Origin of the sequence: Delftia sp. HK171 (genome assembly GCF_001886655.1) — a bacterium.
Classification (GTDB): domain Bacteria; phylum Pseudomonadota; class Gammaproteobacteria; order Burkholderiales; family Burkholderiaceae_C; genus Comamonas; species Comamonas acidovorans.
Map to the genome: position 1 here is coordinate 4,583,534 of NZ_CP018101.1, position 18,837 is coordinate 4,602,370.

An 18,837-nucleotide genomic window follows, 5' to 3' on the forward strand; every position below is an offset into this window, starting at 1 on the left:
CGCCATGAATTTCATCGACCCCGCCCGCCACACGCGCCGCGCATTCCTGCGCCGCAGCACGCAACTGGCCGCCGCCGGCACCGCCCTGCCCTTCGCCCTGAATCTTGCCGCGCTGGGCGAGGCCGCCGCCTTCGAGGCGAACGACTACAAGGCGCTGGTCTGCGTCTTCCTCTACGGCGGCTGCGACTACGCCAACACCGTCGTGCCCTACGACAGCACCCGCTACGGGCAGTACTCCACCATCCGCGGCGGCAACAGCGATGGCACGGCCGGTGGCATTGCCCTGGCCCGCGCAGCGCTGGGCAATACGCTGCTGCAACCCCGCACGGCGCTGGCCGGTGGCATGCAGTACGCGCTGCACCCGTCCATGACGGGCCTGGCCGGCCTCTTCAACGCGGGCCGCGCGGCGGTGCAGCTGAACGTCGGCCCGCTGCTGGTGCCGCTCACGCGTGCCCAATATGCCACCGGCGACCGGCGCAGCTACCCGCTGCCGCCCAAGCTTTTCTCGCACAACGACCAGCAGTCGGTCTGGCAGTCGCAGGGCGCCGAAGGCTCCACCGTGGGCTGGGGCGGCAACCTGGGCGACCTGGCGCTGTCGTCCAACGCCACGTCGCTCTTCACCTGCATCTCGGCCACGGGCAACGCCGTGTTTCTCTCGGGCGACCAGGCGTTGCAGTACCAGATCAGCCCGGGCGGCGCCGTGCCCATCAACGCCGTCAAGGGCGCCAATGTCTATGGTTCGACCGCCGTGCGCGGCCTGCTGAACGAGCTGGTGCAGACGGCCGGCAGCCACGCGATGGAGGCCGAGTACGCCCGCGTCACGCAGCGCTCCATCAGTGCCGAGGGGCAGATCTCTTCGGCCCTCTCCAGCGGCAGCCTGTCCACCGCCTTCCCTGCCAGCAACCCGCTGGCCGACCAGCTCAAGGTGGTGGCCCGGCTCATCGCCGGACGCAACGCGCTGGGCACGCGCCGGCAGGTGTTCTTCGTCTCGCTGGGCGGGTTCGACCTGCACGACAACCTGATCGCCAACCAGCCGCAGCTGCTCGACAAGGTGAGCAGCGCCATGACGGCCTTCTACAACGCCACGGCCGAACTCGGCGTGGCCGACAAGGTCACGGCCTTCACCGCGTCGGACTTCGGCCGCACGCTGACTTCCAACGGCGACGGCTCGGACCATGGCTGGGGCAGCCACCACTTCGTGGTGGGCGGCGCGGTGCGTGGCGCGTCCTTCTATGGCGCGCCACCGCCCATCAGCGTGGGCAACGGCAGCGGCAGCGAAGACCAGTGGCATGTCGGCCAGGGCCGCCTGTTGCCCAGCACCGCCGTGGACCAGTACGCCGCCACCCTGGCGCGCTGGTTCGGCGTGGCCAATACCGAGCTGGCGGGAGTGCTGCCGCACATCGGCAACTTCGGCGGCTCGGCGTATCCCATCGATCTGGGGTTCATGGGCTGAAGCCTTGCTTTGGCGATCGCGGGCTTTGTGGTCAAGGCACGAATGATCAGCCGGGGCCGTCGCTCGCTGCGGCGAGAAGCGGCACCAGGACATCACCAATCGGTGTCGGAACTCCGCGCGCCCGGCCGCGGCGCGCGATGACACCGTTGCGGATATCCCATTCGAGCGGCCGGCCTGCTTCGCGATCCGCCAGTATGGACGTGCCCAGGTCGGCCGGAAATGCCTGGAACTTGTCGAGGATCGCCTGCGGGACCTCATCGCCCAGTTCAGCACCTTCGGCGCGTGCGACGGCCAGGCACTCCCTCAAATAGTCCAGAGTGAGTGTCGAAATGTCGTGCCGGCCGAACATGCCTGAGCGGCGATGCGTGAGTGCCATGAGCCCGGCCGCTGCGTTCTGCAGCAGCTTTTGCCACGCCAGGGATTTGAAATTCGAAACCAGGTCTACCGAGCATCGGGTGCCTTGCAGTGCCTGCGCGACCACGAGGGCAGCGGCCTCGTCAGGCAGGCTGATCCGGGCGTCGCTGCGCAGGAGCACCGATCCGTCGGGTTGCGCCTGTGCAGGGAACCACACGACTGCGGGAACGATTCGCCCCTGCGGGCACAGCGGGGTGACACTCTCCACCTGCTCAACCCCGTTTTGCAGGACACATACGACGGTTTGCGGACCGCTCAACGCCGCCAGCCAATGCGCAACCGCAGCAGTTTGAGTCGCCTTGACCGCGAGAAAAACAAGGTCCGCCGGACCTTCGACCTGGGCCGGATCCGTTCTGACCGGGCCGGGAACCACGATGCGAAGACCGCTGCCGTGCAGCGTCAGGCTGTCGCGCGGCGTACGACCGCACAGCAACGGCGTGCGACCGACTTCATGCAGCGCAGCAGCAACCGTTGTCCCGATTGCCCCGGGCCCCAGCACCGCGATGCGTGGATGGGTTGGTTGATTCACTGAAACGAGCTCCTTGATTTTGGTGCGCAGCGGCAACCCGGGCACCATTGAAAGCGGTGATTATGATGTTCTGTGCAGTGGAGGGGCAAGTCGACGGGCCTTGCCTTTTGGAATGCAATATGAGTTGACATATATTGCAGTATTCCTCAGCGACTGGCGCATATCCGGCTTTGTAATTCCGTGCCTTTGGGCAAATTGCTCCACTTCCGTCGTGTCAAAACGGGTTATCTGGATAAAATCCAGGGCCTCGGCGCTGGTATTCAAAAATCTCGCAATGGGACGAATACCCAAAAGCCATTTCAGCAATCGCAGCGGAATATGATGCCCGGGCGCCTTCAGCCCAAGAGGTTGTGCCACCTGCGTGAGGAGTTCCTTCAAGCCGGGGCTCTTGGCATCGAGGGCCAGCAGTTCCTGGCCCACCATGGAAGGATCAAAGGCGCAAGCCGCCACCAACTCGACCAGATAATCCACAGTGACCAGTGGCAACCAGTGCGCGGCAGTACCGGGTACTGCAGCCAGCTTTCCCTGCACCAGATTGCGTATCAGATCCACCAGCGGCTGGCCATCCGCTATATGCCCCGTGCGGCCATGACCGCAAACCGTGGCGGGGTGTACAACGGTCATCTCTCCACCCTTGGCATTCATGAAGCCGAGGGTCGCGAAATGCGCCTCCAGTTTGCTCGCCTCGTAAGCACCGACTTGGCGATAGATGGCAGGCCAATCCGTCAGCTCCGGATGGCCGGGATCAATCCCGATGCGTTGCAGATGTTCATTGTTTTTCAGCATGTAGCCGCCAATCATCACCAACCGGCTCTCTTGCTCGGCCGCCAACTGCGCCACGCGCCTTGCCCCTTCCACATTCACTGCACGTGCATGCTCCATCGAAAGGCCCCAGGCGAAGTGGGCTCCCAGATGGAATACGACCTTGGCCTGCCGCAGGACCTCTCTATCCGCATGGCTCAGACCAAGGTTTTCTTGCTCCAGATCGCCGGCTACGGCAAAGACGCGGGCTGCAACGCCACCCAAACCATCGACCTGCTGGCGCAGTTCAGCGAGGCGCTCCGGGCGACGCATCAGCACCCGAATGGTGTGACCTTTCGCGCTCAGGTACGACAGCAAATGCTGGCCGATGAAGCCCGTCCCTCCCGTAACAAAGCACTCCACGCTCATTTTTCTGCTCCTTGGCACGATGAAAAAACCAAGTGTAGACTGTCGACTCAACTCTACAGTCAAGCGATTTTTTCCATGAATATCGGCGAACTTGAGGTCCGCAGCGGCGCCACGCGCCATACCTTGCGCTATTACGAGAAAATCGGTCTTATTTCACCCTTGCGGCGAACCAACAACTATCGCGTTTACACACCGCAAACCCTGCAAGACCTGGACTTTATCCAGCGGGCACAAAGCATGGGTTTTTCTCTTGGGGAAATAGGCGAAATTCTGAATGCTCAGAGAAACAAGTCAATAGATTGCGCCGGGGGTGCAAGACTGATTGAAAAGAAGATGGCGGAAATCAAAAAGAAAATCACTGACCTCAAGAGCATTTATCGGTATTTGGATGCGGAGCGCGCAAACCTTGAAGCCAGTGCGGCCAGGCAACTTGAGCTTCAGCGACTCAATGGCTCTTCCAATTAATGGGGCAGCATCCGGAGTGCAAGTGCTGCATGATGGATGTTCTGACCGAGCAGTCCTGCACCCGCCAGAACTGCAGCCCCACCCCACGGAGCCAAGCATGACCAAGTCCCTCTTCATCAGTCTCCCCGTGACCGACCTCGGCGCCTCCACCGCCTTCTACAAGGCGCTGGGCTTCAGCCAGAACCCGCAGTTCAGCAGTGAGGATGGTTCCGCCATGGTCTGGAGCGAGGCGATCCAGGTCATGCTGGTCACGCATGCCAAGTGGCGCACCTTCACCCAGCGCCCGTTGCCGCCGACCGGCTCCTGCGGATTGATGCTGTCATTGGCCCTTGAGAGCCGCGCCGCCGTCGATGCCATGAACGAGGCCGCCGCGGCCCATGGCGGGCAGGCCGACGTGAATCCGATGGAGGACCACGGCTTCATGTACACGCGCGATCTGGCCGATCCTGATGGACACATGTGGGCGGCGCTGTGGATGGACCCGGCGGCCATGCCTGCATCCGCTGGGTGAGCGAGGCTGAACGTGGCTGGACGCAACTTCAGGCTTGCCGCGCAGATAGCCCGGAATTCGGCGGTGCATTCTGCGGTGCGGCGGTGATGCGCGGATACTGTCCCGTCCCCCACTGCGGAGCAAAGCATGCGATTGCCGAAGTCTGGACTCATCCCCTGGTTGCTCATGGCTGCAACCCCTGTGTTGGCGCAGATCAATGCGGGAACCCTGCCTGCCACTGCATCGCCCCCGTTCAAGGTCACCAAGGTCGCGCAATTCGATCTGCCCTGGCGCATCGCCTTCCTGCCGGACGGGCGCATGCTGGTCACCGAGAAGGTTGGCAAGCTGTTTCTCGCGGCCCAGGACGGGCAAAAGCTCGAAGTCACCGGCGTGCCGCCCGTGCTGCATGAAAACCAGAACGGCCTGCTCGGTGTCTACCTGGCCCCTTCGTATGCGAGCGACGGGGCCATCTACCTGACCTATTCGGAGCCCGGAGAGATCCGCGGCACGTCGAGCCTGGCGCTCGCGCGCGCCACGCTCAGGATCGGTGCCGGCACCGCTGCGCTGGAAGACCTCAAGGTCATCTGGCGCGACCCGGTCAAGGGCAAGGGCGGGCAGGTGGGTGCCGCCGTGGCTTTTTCGCCGGACCAGAAGTTTCTGTTCCTCACGGCCGGGGACCGCCAGCGCTTCACGCCTGCCCAGGACCCGAATCAGCCGGCTGGCAAGATCCTGCGGCTGACCTTGGACGGCAAGCCCGCGCCCGGCAATCCGATGCAGGGGCAGACCGGCGCAACGTCGGTTCCTGTGATAGATCCGCCCAAGGACACCGAAGCCGCCAAGACCGCGCCGGTGTTGCGCACGTTTGTCTTTGACGGTCCGAATCTGACGCCGTCCGAGACCTGGTCCACGGGGCATCGCACGCCCTACGGCCTGGCATTCGCGCCGGATGGGCGTCTTTGGGAGCTTGAGCATGGGCCGCGCGGCGGCGATGAGCTCAACCTGATCGAGCCGGGCAAGAACTATGGCTGGCCGCTGGTTTCCTATGCGGTGAACTACAACGGCGTGCCCATTGCCAGCCCGGATACGCGAACGGACCTCACCAAGCCCGTGATCTACTGGACGCCTGTCTTCGCGCCGGGCAGCCTGATGTTCTACAGCGGCGAGATGTTTCCGCAGTGGAAGGGCTCGGCGTTTGCGTCCGGCCTGCTGACCCGTGCCCTGCACCGGATCGAGGTGAACGGCGCGAGCGCCACGCCTGCCGAGCATTGGACGGTAGGCTTTCGCGTCCGCGACGTGGCGCAGGCGCCGGATGGTGCGCTGTGGCTGATCGAGGACGACCGCAAGGGCGGTCTGTATCGGCTCACACCGAAGTAGGCAGCTGGGGGATGGTTGCCGCGCTGGGCACGGCCTGCGGGCAGAGGCCCGGCGCTGGCAGCGCCACCTGCCATCAAAGGCTCAGGTCCATGCCCAGCATGGTGGCCAGGCCGAAGGTGAAGAGCAGCACGCACAGCAGCAGCAGCGTGAAGATGGCAACGATCTTGCCGCTGGCAATGAGCAGCTCACGCCGGCTCGCCCCCTTCTTCTTGCCCTGGTCGTAATGCCACTTGATGGCGAAGAACATGGCCGTGCCGAACACGAGCACCTTGAAGGTGACGAAGACTATGGGGACCCAATCGATCATTTTGAGAGCTTCCAGCCAATGACTTGGCACTGTCCATGGTGAGGAGCCTCCCTCCCGGACATGGGAGGCGAGAGCGTCAGCGACGGCCATGCAAGCACGGTGCTGCCACACCTTGTGGCGCATACTACCCAAAAGCAATTTCCATACATGAGCCCATACGTCGCCGCTTAAATCCATGCAAGATGAGCCTTTGCCCCTCTGGTTGCCGCAACTGATCGTGCAGGGCGGCCCCCGATTCCTGCAGATCGCCGATGCCTTGCAGGCAGCCTTGGCAGACGGACTACTGAAGCCCGGTGACCGCCTGCCCCCACAACGCCGGCTGGCGGCCCAGCTGGATGTGGACCTGACGACGGTCACGCGCGCCTACGACGAAGCCAGGCGCCGCCAGCTGCTGGAGGGACGCGGCGCCAGAGGCACCTATGTCGCGGCGCCCAAGGTAGAGCTGAACGCCGTGCTGGACCTGAGCATGAACACCCCGCCGCCGCCGGCTGGCGTGGATCTGGACGACATGTTGAAGCAGGGCCTGTCGCAAGTGCTGATGGGTGCGGATGCCCAGTTGCTGATGACCTACCACCTGGGCGGGGGAAGCGACTCCGACCGCAAGGCGGGCGCCAGGTGGCTGCAGCCCATGTTCGGAGATGTGGATGCCCGGCAGTTGGTGGTCTGCCCGGGCGCGCAGGCGGCGATTGCCGCCCTGGTGCTTGCGCTGACGGAGCCTGGCGATGTGATCCTGACCGAGCCCACCAGCTATCCCGGCCTGCGTGCCGCAGCGGCCCAGTTCGGCCGGCGCATCATTGCGGTGCAAGCGGACAGCCAGGGGATCATGCCCGAGCGGCTTGAGCAGGCATGCCGACAGCACAGGCCCGGGCTGGTCTACCTGAACCCCACGCTGCAGAACCCGACCGCCATCACGCTTGCCGAGGACCGGCGCCAAGAGATCGCCAGCATCGCAAAGCGCTGCCATGTGCGCATCGTCGAGGACGATCCCTACTGGCTGCTGGCCGATGCCCCGCCGCCGCCGATCGCCAGGTTTGCCCCGGAGCAGGTGTACTACATCTCCACCCTCTCCAAATGCCTGACGCCCGGTTTGCGGGTGGCCTTCGTGCTCCTGCCTGACCCGCACGAGCGCCAGCGTTTCCTGGTCGCGCTGAGATCGTTTGCGCTGATGGCCACGCCGCTGACGGCCGCCCTGGCCACGCAGTGGATCCTCGACGGCTCGGCCGGAAAATTGATGGAAGGTGTGCGCAAGGAGGCGCGCCTGCGCCACCGGATGGCCAGGGATGTGCTGGCCGGTCGGTACAGCGGCGCGGGAGACGGCCTGCATGTATGGCTGGAGCTGCCGAGTTACTGGAGCCCGTCGCAGCTTGCGCGTGCCGCCGACAGCGAGGGCATCGCCGTCACGCCGGCGCAGGCCTTCGCCACCGGCAGCGAATCCGTGAATGCCATCCGCATCTCCCTGGGCAGCATCAAGGACCGTGGGCGCCTGCAGGCGGGCCTTCAGCGGCTGTCGCATCTGCTTGCGCGCCTGCCCGAGTCGTTCAGCGCCGCCGTGGTTTAGCGGTTCAGCGCGTATCGAGGCGTGAGGCGTGAGGCGTTGCGCCGATGGGTTGCCACAACGGCTCAAGGCGCCCGGCAACCCGGGGGGTGCACGCCTTTGAAAGCAGGCCTGGGCATGGCTCGCTGGCCGCTCAAGGCTCCAGAGCGAAGTCCACCGCCGCCTGCGCATGCAGGGCGGTGGTATCCAGCACGGGCACAGGGCAATGCTCCTGCTGCACCAGCAGGCTGATTTCCGTGCAGCCCAGCACCATGGCCTGCGCACCCTGCCCGGCCAGCTGCGCCATGATGCGCTGATAGGTGCGCTGCGACTCTTCAAGAATCCGGCCCGTGCACAGTTCCTCGTAGATGATGCGGTGCACCTCGGCGCGGTCTGCCTCCTGCGGCACCAGCACCTCCAGACCCTGCTGCTGCAGCCGCTCGCGCATGAAGGGCTGCTCCATGGTGAAGCGTGTGCCCAGCAGCCCCAGCTTCCGGTAGCCGCGTGTGCGGGCTGCGTCGGCTACCGGGTCGGCAATGTGAAGAAAAGGGATGCGCACCGCTGCCGCAATGCGGTCTGCCAGCTTGTGCATGGTGTTGGTGCACAGCAGCACGCCGTCCGCCCCGCCCTGCTGCAGCCGCCGCGCGGCATCCTCCAGTAAGGCGGCGGCGTCGTCCCATCGGCCTTCATGCTGGGCCTGCTCGATGGGGCCAAAATCCACGCTGTACATGAGCAGTTTTGCAGAGCGCAGCGGACCCAGCCTGTCACGCACACCCTGATTGATGAGCCGGTAGTACTCGGCGCTGGACTCCCAGCTCATGCCACCGATGAGACCGATGACGCGGTGAATTTCCGTGTGGTTTGAGTTCATGCCCGCAGTGTGGGCAGCGGCCGATTTCGCGTCTATCAGGAAATTTCAGTTCAGGAACGCAAGGCGAGACAAGGGCCATACACGGCAATACAGGGCAATACAGCGATGACAGATCACGAGCCACCGGGATTCGAGGTGCAGTTGCTGGGCCGCACGCCCTACAGCAGCCATGACCCGACCCGCCTGCATTCGCTGGGCATCGCGCTGGAGCGCCAGCAGGGCGTGCATGCGATTGCCAGCGATCGCCGGGTCGACTTCGATACCTGGCCCGGGACGGTGGCATGCACGCCGCCGGGCGTCGACGTGTTTTCCGAATCGGCCACGGGCGGCGAGTACCTGGTGGTTCGCTGCACCCAGGCGCATTGGGAACAATGGCTCAGCGACGGCGCGTCTGCAACCCAGGCCCGGCGCGTTGTGACGCCCGGGCAGCGCAGCGCCTTGCAGATGGCCCACCAACTGCGCCAGCTGCTGCTGAGCACCGAACCGGACACGCTGGCCATTGAGCAGGCCGCGCTGTGCTTCATGGCCGGGCAATGCCATGCGCCCACCGCCCGCGTCGAGGCCTTGCGCCCGGTGTACCGCCCTGTCCTGGAGCGCATGGCGGCCGAGTTTGCGCAGCCGTTGAGCATTGCCCAGCTGGCCCGGATGGTCCAGCGCACGCCGCTGCAGTTTCTGCGCGAGTTTTCCCAGCTGCTGGGCATGACGCCGCATGCCTTTCTTGTGGAAACCCGCGTGCAGGCGGCCCGCTCCATGATGCAGGCAGACACCCATTCCCTGGCGGGTATCGCCCACGATTGCGGCTTCAGCCATCAGTCGCACATGGGCGCCGCTTTCCGCAAGACTCTGGGGTTGGCGCCCCGCCAGTACCTGGCCCGCATTCGTCACACGGGCAAGCAATGACGGATGGAGCACCTGAGACAGCCACAGCCAGGACATAGGGCTTGACGGGCTTTCCAGGGAGTGCCGGGCCCTTTCAGCTGCCCGTGTTGGATTTTCATAACTATTGTCAATCCGAACAGACGGACTCGACCTGCGCACTTCAACCGCGCATACTTAAGTCTGTTTTTCTCACTACTGCTTTGGGTTGCAAACGTGGTTGCCACTGAGCTTGCAACTGGTGGCTCGATTGGGATTTTCTATCGCGCGGCAACCACGATTTGCCGCGCATCGGTCAATGGAGCGGGTTAATGATAATTCATTCCTTTTATCAACTCATATCGCACCGCTTGGCCATCGCACTCGGAGCCGAGGATAGCCAGCCCGCAGGCAGCGCGTGAATTCAATGTGCGTACACATCTGATAGAGCAGATCAACGAAATGACACTTCGTAAATCCACATTCGCACCTTTGAGCAGAATTTTCGCTTTTGCCATTGAACTGGATGGAGTCGACCGTGTTCTGTCTGTCGTTCGTCGGCATCTCGGCATGGATGTCGCCTTTGTGGCCCGATTCCGGGAAGAGGATCGGGTGCTGGAGCATGTGGACGAGAGCACTGCCGGAGTGATTTTTCAGCATCAGAAGATTCCATTGAGCGAGGGCTATTGCCAGAAAGTCGTCAATGGCGAATTGCCGGAGTTGATTCCCGACACCTCCCTGTTGGCCGCGGCTCAGGAGATACCGGAAACGCACACCATTCCTATCGGCTCGCACCTGAGCGTTCCCATCCGCCTGAATGACAACCAATTGTTCGGCACCTTGTGCTGCTTCAGCCACCAGCCCAATCCTGCGCTGAATGCGCACGATATGTCACTGCTGCGGGCATTCTCCGATTTATTGGGACTTCATTTCAGTGCGACTTCTGCCGTCCGGCATGCAAGAGACAAAGTGACGCACGAAATTCGACTTGCAATGCAAGGCAATGCGCTGCGCCCCGTATTTCAGCCCGTATACACCATCGCGACCGGCAAGCTGCACGGTTTCGAATGTCTGTCACGCTTTGACCTGGAGCCACGTCGCCCGCCCGACCAGTGGTTCAAGGCAGCGCACGAGGTGGGGCTGGGGCTGGAGCTGGAGCGCCATGCGATCGACACAGCGCTTGGCGCACTTGGCAGCCTGCCCACCGACTGGCTGCTCGCCGTCAACTGCTCGCCGCAGCTGATCCAGTCGGGGCAGTTGCCCAGGCTTCTGGGTTCGGACCGGGATCTCTCGCGCGTGACGCTGGAAATCACGGAGCATGCCGCCGTGGATGACTACAGGGCTTTGGCCGATGCACTGGCGCCGCTGCGGCGCCGGGGCGCGACCTTGGCAGTCGACGATGCGGGGGCCGGCTACTCCAGCATGCGGCACATCCTGCATCTGCAACCAGACATGATCAAGCTGGACATGAGCATCACGCACGATGTCGATACCGACCGCAGCCGCCGTGCGCTGGCCAAGGGCCTCACGAGCTTCGCGCACGAGATAGGAAGCGTGGTGGTTGCCGAGGGTGTGGAGACAGCCGAGGAATTCAACACTCTGGCGAGCCTGGGCGTGGATTTGGCCCAGGGCTACTTTTTTGCCAAGCCGATAGGGCCGCAAGAGGCGCTGGCAATGGGCGCTGCAATATAGACCACGATCTTCCTGCAGGCATCCTCGTCTGGCTGGCTGCCCGCCGCCTGTTGGCCGAAATCGCCGAAGGCAGTACCCAGCCACCAATTGACCGAGATCAAGCGCCACCGGCAATTGCGCCCGGCCGTCGCGCACCCGGCGCATAATCTTTCGCATTCTTTCCCCCAGCCCATCCGCCATTGCAGGTCTGCATGCGGCAGGCGCGTCCAGCGGCCATCGCGGCGCTCCAGCATTTCCCCAGACTTCCAGCAAGTGCCTCTTGGCAGGCGGCCATGGGCATGCCTACGGTGAACCCAGATGGAAGTTTTGCAGCAACTCGAACCCCTCATGCGCGAGATCATCGCGCCCCAGGCCGCGCAGATTGACGAGCAGGCGCGCTACCCGCGCGCTGCGCTGGATGCGCTGGCCGCAGCCGGCCTGCTGGGCCTGATCAGCGCCAGCGAGGTGGGCGGCCTGGGCAAGGGCCTGGCCGAGGCGGTGCAGGTCATCGAACGCATTGCCCAGGACTGCCCCTGCACGGCCATGGTGCTGACCATGCACTACTGCGGCGTGGCACTGATCGAGCCCTTTGCCGATGACGAGGTGCGCCGCGACATTGCCGCCGGCCGCCACATCACCACGCTGGCCGTGTCCGAGGCCGGCTCGCGCAGCCATATCTGGGCGCCCACGGGCACGGCCACCGCCGCCGAAGATGTCATCCACCTGAATGCGCTCAAGAGCATGATCACCTCGGCCGGCGAGGCCGATTCCTATGTCTGGATCTCGCGCGCCACGCAGGGCGAGGGCAATACGCTGTGGCTGGTGGACAGCCGCCTGCCGGGGCTGTCCATTCCCGGGCGCTTCAACGGCATGGGGCTGCGCGGCAATGCGTCGTCGCCCATCGAGGCGCGCGATGTGGGCGTGCCGCGCGCCCGCATGCTGGGCGCCGATGGCGAGGGCGAGGCCATGAAGGGCCGCCACCTGATGCCGTTTTTCCCCACGCTGATCGCCACCACCTCCATCGGCCTGATGCAGGGCGCACTGCGCCGTGCCGTGGCCCATGTGGCGGGCACGCGCTTTGCGGAAAGCGGCAGCTCGCTGGCCGACCTGCCCACCATCCGCGCCTACCTGGCCCGCGCCCAGCTGCGCCTGGAGCAGGCGCGCCTGCTGCGCGACGACACCGTGGCCGCCGTGCAGGCCGCCCGCCCCGACACGCGCACGCGCCTGCTGCAGACCAAGGCCGCCGCCGCCGAAGCCGCGCTGGAGGTGACCGACATTGCCATGCGCGTGTGCGGCGGCGCCGCCTTCCGCAAGGAGCTGGGCATAGAGCGCCTGTTCCGCGATGCGCGTGCCGCCTCGGTCATGGCGCCCACCACCGACGTGATCTACGACATGCTCGGCAAAGCCATGTGCGACGCCGCTGCCTGAACCTGCGCCGCAGATCCTGTCGATAGCCTCAACCCCCTTCCCCATCCAGCAAAGGACTTCCGAATGACGACAACCGCCCCTGTGATCAAGCTCGGCGCCGTGGCCTACGCCCCCAAGGTGATCACCATCTGGGAAGGCTTCAAGGCGTATTTCATCGAGCGCGGCTACTACTTCGACTACGTGCTCTATTCCAACTACGAGTCGCTGACCGAGGCGCTGATCGCAGGCGATGTGCACCTGGCCTGGAATTCGCCGCTGGCCTTTGTGCGCGCCGACCGCATGGCCCGCGCGCGCGGCCTGCGCGTGGAGTCCATCGCCATGCGCGATACCGACCTGGACCTGCATTCGCTGCTGGTCGTGCCCGCCGACAGCCCCATCCAGAGCGTGCAGGACCTGCGCGGCAAGACCGTGGGCTTCGGTGCGGTGGACTCGCCCCAGGCCACGCTGATCCCGCTGGACCATCTGCGCCAGGAAGGGCTGCTGGCCGGGCGCGACTACACGGCGCGCCGCTTTGACGTGCTGGGCGGCAAGCACGGCGACCACATCGGCGGCGAGCGCCTGGCCGCCGCCGCCATGGTGGCCGGCGAGATACAGGCTTCATGGATGGTGGGCAAGAACTACCTGGCCTTTGCGCGCGAAGGCACGCTGCCGGCCGGCGGCACGCGCGTGCTGGCCACCTCGGGCGCGTTCGACCACTGCAACATGACGGCCGGCCCGCACATCGATGCCGAACGCGCCGCCGCCTTCCGCGACATCCTGCTGGCCATGTCCTGGGACGACGCGGCCGTGCGCCCGCTGCTGGAGCTGGAAGGCCTGAAGGTCTGGCACCCAGGCCGTGGCACGGGCTACGGCCTGCTGGAGCGCGCGGTGACGGACGAGGCCTTCTACGACGCCGAAGGCCGCATCACCGTGCAGGACTACCGTTACTGATACGCGCCATGGCCATGCCTGATTCCGACAGCGGCGCCCTGCACGCCCGCACCCTGCACGCCTCCACCCTGCCTGTCATCGACCTGCAGGGTCTGGGCTTCGATGCCGGTGCCCATCTTCTGGTCAAGCACGCGCTGGCCGCCCTGCCCGTGGGCGGGCAGCTGCGCGTGACCGGCAGCGCGCCGGGCTGGCAGGCCCAGCTGTCGGGCTGGTGCAGCGACCAGGGCCACGGCCTGCGCTGGGAGGATGGCGCGGGTGCTGCACAGGCCATGGCCATCGTGGCGCGCGGCGGCGCCCAGGCCGGGCGCTGGCGTGGCGCGGCGCAGACGGGCCGCAGCGATGCGCGCTCGGGCGGCGATGCCGTGGCCGCGCAGGCCCAGCCTTTCTGGGGCCTGGCCGCGCGTGGCGCGCAGGTGGAAGCCGGGGCGCCGGCCTTCCATTTCCGGCTCAGCGACAAGCTGCAGGTCTGGACCGACAGCGCCGCCGACCTCTACGCCCAGGCCGTGGCCGCGCAGTGGAATGCCGACACCGACATCGACTGGTGCGATGCGCCCGAGCTGCCCGCGCCCGTGGAGGACGCCATCGTGCAGCTCATGACCTACATGGTGGAGAACGAGAACGCGGCCCTGCTGGTGCCTGCGCGCTTCCTGGGCCAGTTGCACCCGCACTACCGCGAGCTGCAGGCGGCGCTGGCCATCCAGGTGGCCGACGAGGCGCGGCACATCGATGTCTTCACGCGCCGCATCCGCCGCCACGGCCGCGAGCCCGCCCTGTCCACGGCGGGCGGCCAGGCCTCGCTCAAGAGCCTGCTGGACGAGACGGATTTTTCCGTGGCGGGCTTTTTGCTGTCGGTGCTGGGCGAAGGCACCTTCGTACACCTGCTGCAGTTCCTGCAGACCGAGGCGCCCGACCCCCTCACACGCCAGATCTGCCGCCTGGCCGCACGCGACGAGGCGCGCCATGTGGCCCTGGGCATGTCCCACCTGCTGTACCGCCTGCAGCACGAGCCCGGCTTCCAGCACCAGTTGGCCCAGGCCGTGGAGCAGCGCTTCGACAACCTGGCCGGCACCTCGGGCCTGAACGAGGAAGTCTTCGACGCCCTGATCCTCATCGCCGCTGGCGCCCTCACCCCCGAAGCCCTGGCCCGCGGCGCCGCCCGCGTGCAGCAGCTCATGCGCGACATGGCCGACGGCCGGTTTTCCAAGCTGCTGCGGCTGGGGTTCGAGCGTGGGCATGCCGAGCGGCTGGCTTCGCTGCATACGAGGAATTTCATGTAGACGGGGAACAGCCCACTTGAAGGCTGCGCAAGCACCCTCAATTCCGGCGAATGAAGCTCAAGCGCGTGCTCTTCTACTGCCTGCTGCCTTTCGCAGTGGCGCTTGCGCTTGTCGGGTTTCCCATGCCGGTGGCGCCGCCCCGCGCGACCAAGGCGGGCCAGGAGCAGTCTGCGCCTGCGCAAGAGCGGCGTTGAGCTGCGGGAGCATTTCTCGCACGGCGAAGCCCGAACCCCAACCTCAATCCACGATCAATTTATTGCTGTTCAGCAGCTGCGTGATGATCTGCTGATCCGTGGCGGCACCGGAATACAGCGTCTGCAGATTCACGCCTTCCAGGATGATCTGCTGTGTCTCGGCCGATGCCGAGTAGCCTGCACCCACCGCATGGGAGTCTGCACCGAAGCCGCCCGTGTGGCTGACATGGACCCAGGTATCGCCTCCCGTGATCTCGAAGTGCAGGTAGTTGGCCAGGTTGCCTGCGGCATTGCTGGGGCCTGCGGATTCACCCTGCAGCAGGTCGCGCAGGTCCAGTACATCACCGCCTGCGCCGTTGGTTCCCGCTGCCGCGGTGGAGAAGTTCTGGATTCGGTCCAAGGCCGGCGTTCCAGCCGCCCCCTGATCTCCCAGCAACCAGACAAAGACATCCACAAAGTTCTCGCCCGCATCGCCGCCTATCAACAGGTCGTCGCCGGAGCCTCCGATCAGCCGGTCCGTGCCCGATCCCGCGTTGAGGGTGTCGTTGCCGCTGCCGCCGATCAGCACATCGGAGCCCGAGCCCGCCGACAGGTTGTCGTCGCCACCGCCCCCGAAAACGATGTTGTTTCCGCTGCCGGCGTTGATGGTGTTGGCGCCGTTGCCACCGGTGATGTATTCGTTGGCCGAGCTGCCCGTATGGTTGCCGCTCTCGGTCGTGGTGATATCCACGGTCGTATATGAGGCCTTGAGCGTGACCACGGTGGATGTCGATGCCGTGAAGCCGCCGCTGACCTCCGTCGCCGTGACCTGGACCGTGAGATACGTGGCGTTCGTGGTGTAGCTGCCAGGCAGATTCAGGATGAGATTGGGCAGGTCGGCCTCGGTGAATTGCCAGACACCACCACCCAGGTTCGTACCCGCATTGAAGGACAGATTGGTGGGCAGTCCACTGATCCTGATCGACAGGGTTTCCGAGCCATCCGTATCCACCAGCTTCGTGGTTATCGGAAACCTGACGCTGGTCCCGCCTGTGCCGTGTGCGATGGCCAGCAGGGACTTCAGGACAACGACCGAAGGAGCGCTGGCCGTTCCAACCGACAGATTGACCGTGCCGATACTGGTGCCACCGCGTCCATCGCTGACGTCGTAGAGAAAGCTGGCCGGTCCTTCGTAGCCTGCAGCGGGCGTGAACAGCACCCCGCCCGCCTGCAATGCAAGGCTGCCATTGATCGGCGAATGAGCCAAGGTGATGGTCAGGCTGTCGCCGTCGGCATCCGTGTCATTGGCCAGCAGCGTGGCAAAGCTGATGCTCAGCGGGATGTCCGTGGCAACCATCAATTGATCTGCCACGGCAACCGGTGCATCGTTCACGGGAGTGACCGTGATGGAAACGGTGACGATGTTTCCCATGGCCTGCCCGTCGCTGGCACGGTAGGTGAAGCTATCGGAAGTCGTCTCGCTGCCGTTGTGGGTGTAGCTGAAGGTGCCATTCGCATTCAGGGTCAAGGTTCCATGCGCAGGAGCTGTCACCAGCACCGCGACGAGCGGATTGCCGTCAGGGTCCGTGTCGTTGGCCAGCACGCTGGTTGCACCACTGGCAAGGACCGTGGCTACAGCGCCCTCGGCCACCACTATCGCATCGGAGACAGACACTGGCGGTTGATTGCCGGAGGGCGCAGCAGCAACCGTCACCGACACGCTGGCCGTGGCAGAACCGCCCCTGCCGTCGCCAATGGTGTAGGTGAAGCTGTCGCTGCCGGTGAAGTTGGCGTTCGGCGTGTAGACCGGATTGCCCGTGACGGCATCCACGACCACGGAACCGTGGGTGCCCTGGGTGATGCCGGAAACGGTCAGGCTGTCCCCATCCGCATCGCTGTCGTTCCCGCGCACGGCGATGGTGACGGATGTATCGGCATCGGTGGTGGCCGTATCGTTGCCGGCCACGGGCACCCGGTTCACGAAAACACTCAGCGTGCTGGACGCGCCGGTCTGCACGGTGTAGCCGATGGCCAGCGGATGGCCGCCGCTGTAGTTCGCATCCGCCTGGAAAGTGAAGCTGCCGTCTGCCTGCAGCGCGAAGGTCCCGCGCCCCGCCACGTTCCGGGAGCTGCCGGCCGCCAGGGTCTGGCCTTCATAGGTGAAGCTGGCGACCACGAGCGCCCCATCGGCATCGGAATCGTTGGACAGCACATTGCCCGTGCGCTGCCCGGCCGTGTCCACCTGCACGCTGTCGGGCGCAAGCACGCTGGGATGGCTGCCGCGCACGGTGTCCGCCGCCTCGGCGCACAGTTGCGCCACGTCCACCCAGCAGGAATCGCCCGCCTCCAGCGCGGCGCCGACTGCGCAGGCGCTGCCGGGACGTGGGGCCGTCGAGGGAATCGCGCCGGGCACGCCCAGCGGAAAGCAGGTGTTCCACACAGGGTCCGTGATGCCGGTGATTTTCAGCCGCACCGACGTCTGGTTGCGATAGACCACGGGCAGGAATCCCTGCGGTGCGCCATCGGCACCCAGCGCTGTCGTCTGCACGGGAACGGTGAGCGTCTCGCCTGCGGCCTGGTTGAAGGCTTCCTGCAATTCCTGAATCTGGGCCTGCACCCGCTCGCCCCAGACCGCCGTGGCTGCGGTCACGACAACAGCACCGCCCATGGCCCAGGCACGCAGGCCGACCAGGGAGATCCGCCCTTTTTGCACACCCCGCACAAGGCAGGCCCCCAAGGCCAACGCCAGCAGCGCAAGAGCGCCAGGGTGGTCCACAGGAATCGCCGCCGGCGCCACGGCTGCCAGCGGTGCCACCGTAATGCTCTGCGCCTGGGCTGCCGGCACGGCACAGGCCACGGCCAAGGCGCCCAAAGCCTGTGCGAGCCCCGTGCCACGGGCAAGGAATTGGATAAGTTGCAGCATGGGTCTGGCCTGGAAGAAAAGATCCGAAGATCCGAACAGGCGGGGAGCGGTCCCCGCCACTGCCTTCAGGCAGGCCACAAATGACTGCGCTGCTGACAATTTCTTACTCTAGACGACGGCCTGCGCAGCGCATATCCCTGAAAGCAGGTAATTGGCAGCTGAGAAGCCCTCCTGGCACACGCCACTTGAAGGCCGTTGGCATATTGCGTGCGGTTGAACAGCCAGGGAGCCGTGTTGCCAGCCAGCACGGCCGCGTCGGTGTCGCTATGCAGGGCCTGCCGGTTGTCGGCGCCGCTGATCTCGAAGCTGCGCCGGGCGTGCAGGCCATCCCACTGGATACGTTCATAGGCCAGCGGGCTGTAGGTGGCCGCACTGCCTTGCGTGGCCTTGTTCAGGCCCGCGTGGCTGAGGAATTTTTCTGCGCGAAGGTTGCCTGCGTTGTAGCGGTATTGCCGTGATCCTTATCTACGCTGACTAGCTGGTCAGGGCCGCTGTCGCGATAGTTCAGCGTAGTTGCAGCACCAGTGTCCAGATTCTGTGGCTTTTGCCAGCACTCGATTTACCCCTCTACTTCCTCAAAGGTAGCAAATCTCGACCATCAATTTCATAAATATCGGTACTGAAAACAACTGAGAAATTTTCAGAATTTATGTCAACAACAGCCTTAAAAATAACAAAAACCTCATTTGACGCATTAGATATAACATAACGCTTCGCACCAGTATCAGGATCGGTTTTGACGAGAATATATCCACCATTCCTCTCTTCCCAAGAGTCTCCCGCGCCTAGTACTGACGAAGGAATTCCTGTAAAACAAAATTCCCAAACTCCTTCACTTTTTTTGCAACCTCCATAGTTAGTAGAAGTTCTAAACCAAGAAGGCCAAGTCTCTTTTGGATAAATTCTCAGAAAACCTTCAAAGAACAGTTGAAAAGCCTTATCAAATTCACTAGTCAAATTATCTTTCTTCACT

General features: G+C 64.5%; 17 protein-coding genes. 11 read left to right on the top strand and 6 right to left on the bottom strand.

Annotation, left to right across the window (positions count from 1 at the left end):
• The first annotated feature begins 4 nt into the window (after positions 1-4).
• Positions 5-1,453 carry a DUF1501 domain-containing protein gene (locus tag BO996_RS20660; protein ID WP_071956283.1) on the top strand — a complete coding sequence of 483 codons (1,449 nt, stop codon included), beginning with the start codon at positions 5-7 and terminating at the stop codon, positions 1,451-1,453.
• Positions 1,454-1,499: 46 nt separating this feature from the next.
• Here BO996_RS20660 and BO996_RS20665 read toward each other — a convergent pair whose 3' ends face one another.
• Positions 1,500-2,444: an oxidoreductase gene (locus BO996_RS20665; protein WP_232240390.1), complete on the bottom strand. Its 945-nt coding sequence runs from the start codon at positions 2,442-2,444 to the stop codon at positions 1,500-1,502.
• Positions 2,445-2,456: 12 nt separating this feature from the next.
• Positions 2,457-3,566, bottom strand: a complete 1,110-nt coding sequence (locus tag BO996_RS20670) for an SDR family oxidoreductase (protein ID WP_071956284.1) — start codon at positions 3,564-3,566, stop codon at positions 2,457-2,459.
• 75 nt (positions 3,567-3,641) lie between these two features.
• Between BO996_RS20670 and BO996_RS20675 the strand changes: the two genes are divergently transcribed.
• The 3 genes from BO996_RS20675 to BO996_RS20685 all read left to right on the top strand — a co-directional run bounded on the left by BO996_RS20675 (position 3,642) and on the right by BO996_RS20685 (position 5,895).
• Positions 3,642-4,031, top strand: a complete 390-nt coding sequence (locus BO996_RS20675) for a MerR family transcriptional regulator (protein WP_071956285.1) — start codon at positions 3,642-3,644, stop codon at positions 4,029-4,031.
• A gap of 97 nt (positions 4,032-4,128) precedes the next feature.
• The gene (locus BO996_RS20680) at positions 4,129-4,542 is read left to right on the top strand and encodes a VOC family protein (protein WP_071956286.1); all 414 of its coding nucleotides are present in this window, start codon (positions 4,129-4,131) and stop codon (positions 4,540-4,542) included.
• 126 nt (positions 4,543-4,668) lie between these two features.
• The gene (locus BO996_RS20685; RefSeq protein WP_071956287.1) at positions 4,669-5,895 is read left to right on the top strand and encodes a PQQ-dependent sugar dehydrogenase; all 1,227 of its coding nucleotides are present in this window, start codon (positions 4,669-4,671) and stop codon (positions 5,893-5,895) included.
• Positions 5,896-5,968: 73 nt separating this feature from the next.
• Here the strand turns inward: BO996_RS20685 and BO996_RS20690 are convergent, their stop codons facing one another.
• Positions 5,969-6,202 carry a hypothetical protein gene (locus BO996_RS20690; RefSeq protein ID WP_071956288.1) on the bottom strand — a complete coding sequence of 78 codons (234 nt, stop codon included), beginning with the start codon at positions 6,200-6,202 and terminating at the stop codon, positions 5,969-5,971.
• Between the two features lie 175 nt (positions 6,203-6,377).
• Here BO996_RS20690 and BO996_RS20695 point away from each other — a divergent pair, with 175 nt between their 5' ends.
• Positions 6,378-7,760, top strand: coding sequence for an aminotransferase-like domain-containing protein (locus BO996_RS20695; RefSeq protein ID WP_071956289.1), 1,383 nt, complete (start codon positions 6,378-6,380; stop codon positions 7,758-7,760).
• Positions 7,761-7,890: 130 nt separating this feature from the next.
• Here BO996_RS20695 and BO996_RS20700 read toward each other — a convergent pair whose 3' ends face one another.
• Complete coding sequence (locus BO996_RS20700) at positions 7,891-8,607, bottom strand: aspartate/glutamate racemase family protein (protein ID WP_071956290.1); 717 nt, start codon at positions 8,605-8,607, stop codon at positions 7,891-7,893.
• A 105-nt stretch (positions 8,608-8,712) separates the two neighbouring features.
• Here BO996_RS20700 and BO996_RS20705 point away from each other — a divergent pair, with 105 nt between their 5' ends.
• From BO996_RS20705 to BO996_RS29495, 6 genes are all read left to right on the top strand, one after another.
• The gene (locus BO996_RS20705; RefSeq protein ID WP_071956291.1) at positions 8,713-9,507 is read left to right on the top strand and encodes an AraC family transcriptional regulator; all 795 of its coding nucleotides are present in this window, start codon (positions 8,713-8,715) and stop codon (positions 9,505-9,507) included.
• 417 nt (positions 9,508-9,924) lie between these two features.
• Positions 9,925-11,154, top strand: coding sequence for a sensor domain-containing phosphodiesterase (locus BO996_RS20710; RefSeq protein ID WP_034398803.1), 1,230 nt, complete (start codon positions 9,925-9,927; stop codon positions 11,152-11,154).
• 297 nt (positions 11,155-11,451) lie between these two features.
• On the top strand, positions 11,452-12,561 hold the full coding sequence (locus BO996_RS20715; RefSeq protein ID WP_071956292.1) for an acyl-CoA dehydrogenase family protein: 1,110 nt from the start codon (positions 11,452-11,454) through the stop codon (positions 12,559-12,561).
• 63 nt (positions 12,562-12,624) lie between these two features.
• On the top strand, positions 12,625-13,491 hold the full coding sequence (locus tag BO996_RS20720; RefSeq protein WP_071956293.1) for a phosphate/phosphite/phosphonate ABC transporter substrate-binding protein: 867 nt from the start codon (positions 12,625-12,627) through the stop codon (positions 13,489-13,491).
• A gap of 8 nt (positions 13,492-13,499) precedes the next feature.
• The gene (locus tag BO996_RS20725; RefSeq protein WP_071956294.1) at positions 13,500-14,768 is read left to right on the top strand and encodes a ferritin-like domain-containing protein; all 1,269 of its coding nucleotides are present in this window, start codon (positions 13,500-13,502) and stop codon (positions 14,766-14,768) included.
• Between the two features lie 50 nt (positions 14,769-14,818).
• Positions 14,819-14,962, top strand: a complete 144-nt coding sequence (locus BO996_RS29495) for a hypothetical protein (protein ID WP_183021820.1) — start codon at positions 14,819-14,821, stop codon at positions 14,960-14,962.
• Between the two features lie 43 nt (positions 14,963-15,005).
• Here the strand turns inward: BO996_RS29495 and BO996_RS20730 are convergent, their stop codons facing one another.
• Together BO996_RS20730 and BO996_RS29285 are read right to left on the bottom strand one after the other, a co-directional pair.
• The gene (locus BO996_RS20730; RefSeq protein WP_071956295.1) at positions 15,006-17,864 is read right to left on the bottom strand and encodes a midcut-by-XrtH protein; all 2,859 of its coding nucleotides are present in this window, start codon (positions 17,862-17,864) and stop codon (positions 15,006-15,008) included.
• A gap of 567 nt (positions 17,865-18,431) precedes the next feature.
• The gene (locus tag BO996_RS29285; RefSeq protein ID WP_141831323.1) at positions 18,432-18,836 is read right to left on the bottom strand and encodes a hypothetical protein; all 405 of its coding nucleotides are present in this window, start codon (positions 18,834-18,836) and stop codon (positions 18,432-18,434) included.
• Between the last annotated feature and the right edge of the window lies 1 nt (position 18,837).

Bases quoted from the DNA above. Each gene is read 5' to 3' on its own strand.
- BO996_RS20730 (WP_071956295.1), bottom strand. From the start codon at position 17,864: ATGCTGCAACTTATCCAATTCCTTGCCCGTGGCACGGGGCTCGCACAG.
- BO996_RS20715 (WP_071956292.1), top strand. From the start codon at position 11,452: ATGGAAGTTTTGCAGCAACTCGAACCCCTCATGCGCGAGATCATCGCG.
- BO996_RS29495 (WP_183021820.1), top strand. From the start codon at position 14,819: ATGAAGCTCAAGCGCGTGCTCTTCTACTGCCTGCTGCCTTTCGCAGTG.
- BO996_RS20700 (WP_071956290.1), bottom strand. From the start codon at position 8,607: ATGAACTCAAACCACACGGAAATTCACCGCGTCATCGGTCTCATCGGT.
- BO996_RS20685 (WP_071956287.1), top strand. From the start codon at position 4,669: ATGCGATTGCCGAAGTCTGGACTCATCCCCTGGTTGCTCATGGCTGCA.
- BO996_RS20710 (WP_034398803.1), top strand. From the start codon at position 9,925: ATGACACTTCGTAAATCCACATTCGCACCTTTGAGCAGAATTTTCGCT.
- BO996_RS20705 (WP_071956291.1), top strand. From the start codon at position 8,713: ATGACAGATCACGAGCCACCGGGATTCGAGGTGCAGTTGCTGGGCCGC.
- BO996_RS20720 (WP_071956293.1), top strand. From the start codon at position 12,625: ATGACGACAACCGCCCCTGTGATCAAGCTCGGCGCCGTGGCCTACGCC.
- BO996_RS20690 (WP_071956288.1), bottom strand. From the start codon at position 6,202: ATGATCGATTGGGTCCCCATAGTCTTCGTCACCTTCAAGGTGCTCGTG.
- BO996_RS20675 (WP_071956285.1), top strand. From the start codon at position 3,642: ATGAATATCGGCGAACTTGAGGTCCGCAGCGGCGCCACGCGCCATACC.
- BO996_RS20660 (WP_071956283.1), top strand. From the start codon at position 5: ATGAATTTCATCGACCCCGCCCGCCACACGCGCCGCGCATTCCTGCGC.
- BO996_RS20670 (WP_071956284.1), bottom strand. From the start codon at position 3,566: ATGAGCGTGGAGTGCTTTGTTACGGGAGGGACGGGCTTCATCGGCCAG.
- BO996_RS20695 (WP_071956289.1), top strand. From the start codon at position 6,378: ATGCAAGATGAGCCTTTGCCCCTCTGGTTGCCGCAACTGATCGTGCAG.
- BO996_RS20680 (WP_071956286.1), top strand. From the start codon at position 4,129: ATGACCAAGTCCCTCTTCATCAGTCTCCCCGTGACCGACCTCGGCGCC.
- BO996_RS20665 (WP_232240390.1), bottom strand. From the start codon at position 2,444: ATGGTGCCCGGGTTGCCGCTGCGCACCAAAATCAAGGAGCTCGTTTCA.
- BO996_RS20725 (WP_071956294.1), top strand. From the start codon at position 13,500: ATGGCCATGCCTGATTCCGACAGCGGCGCCCTGCACGCCCGCACCCTG.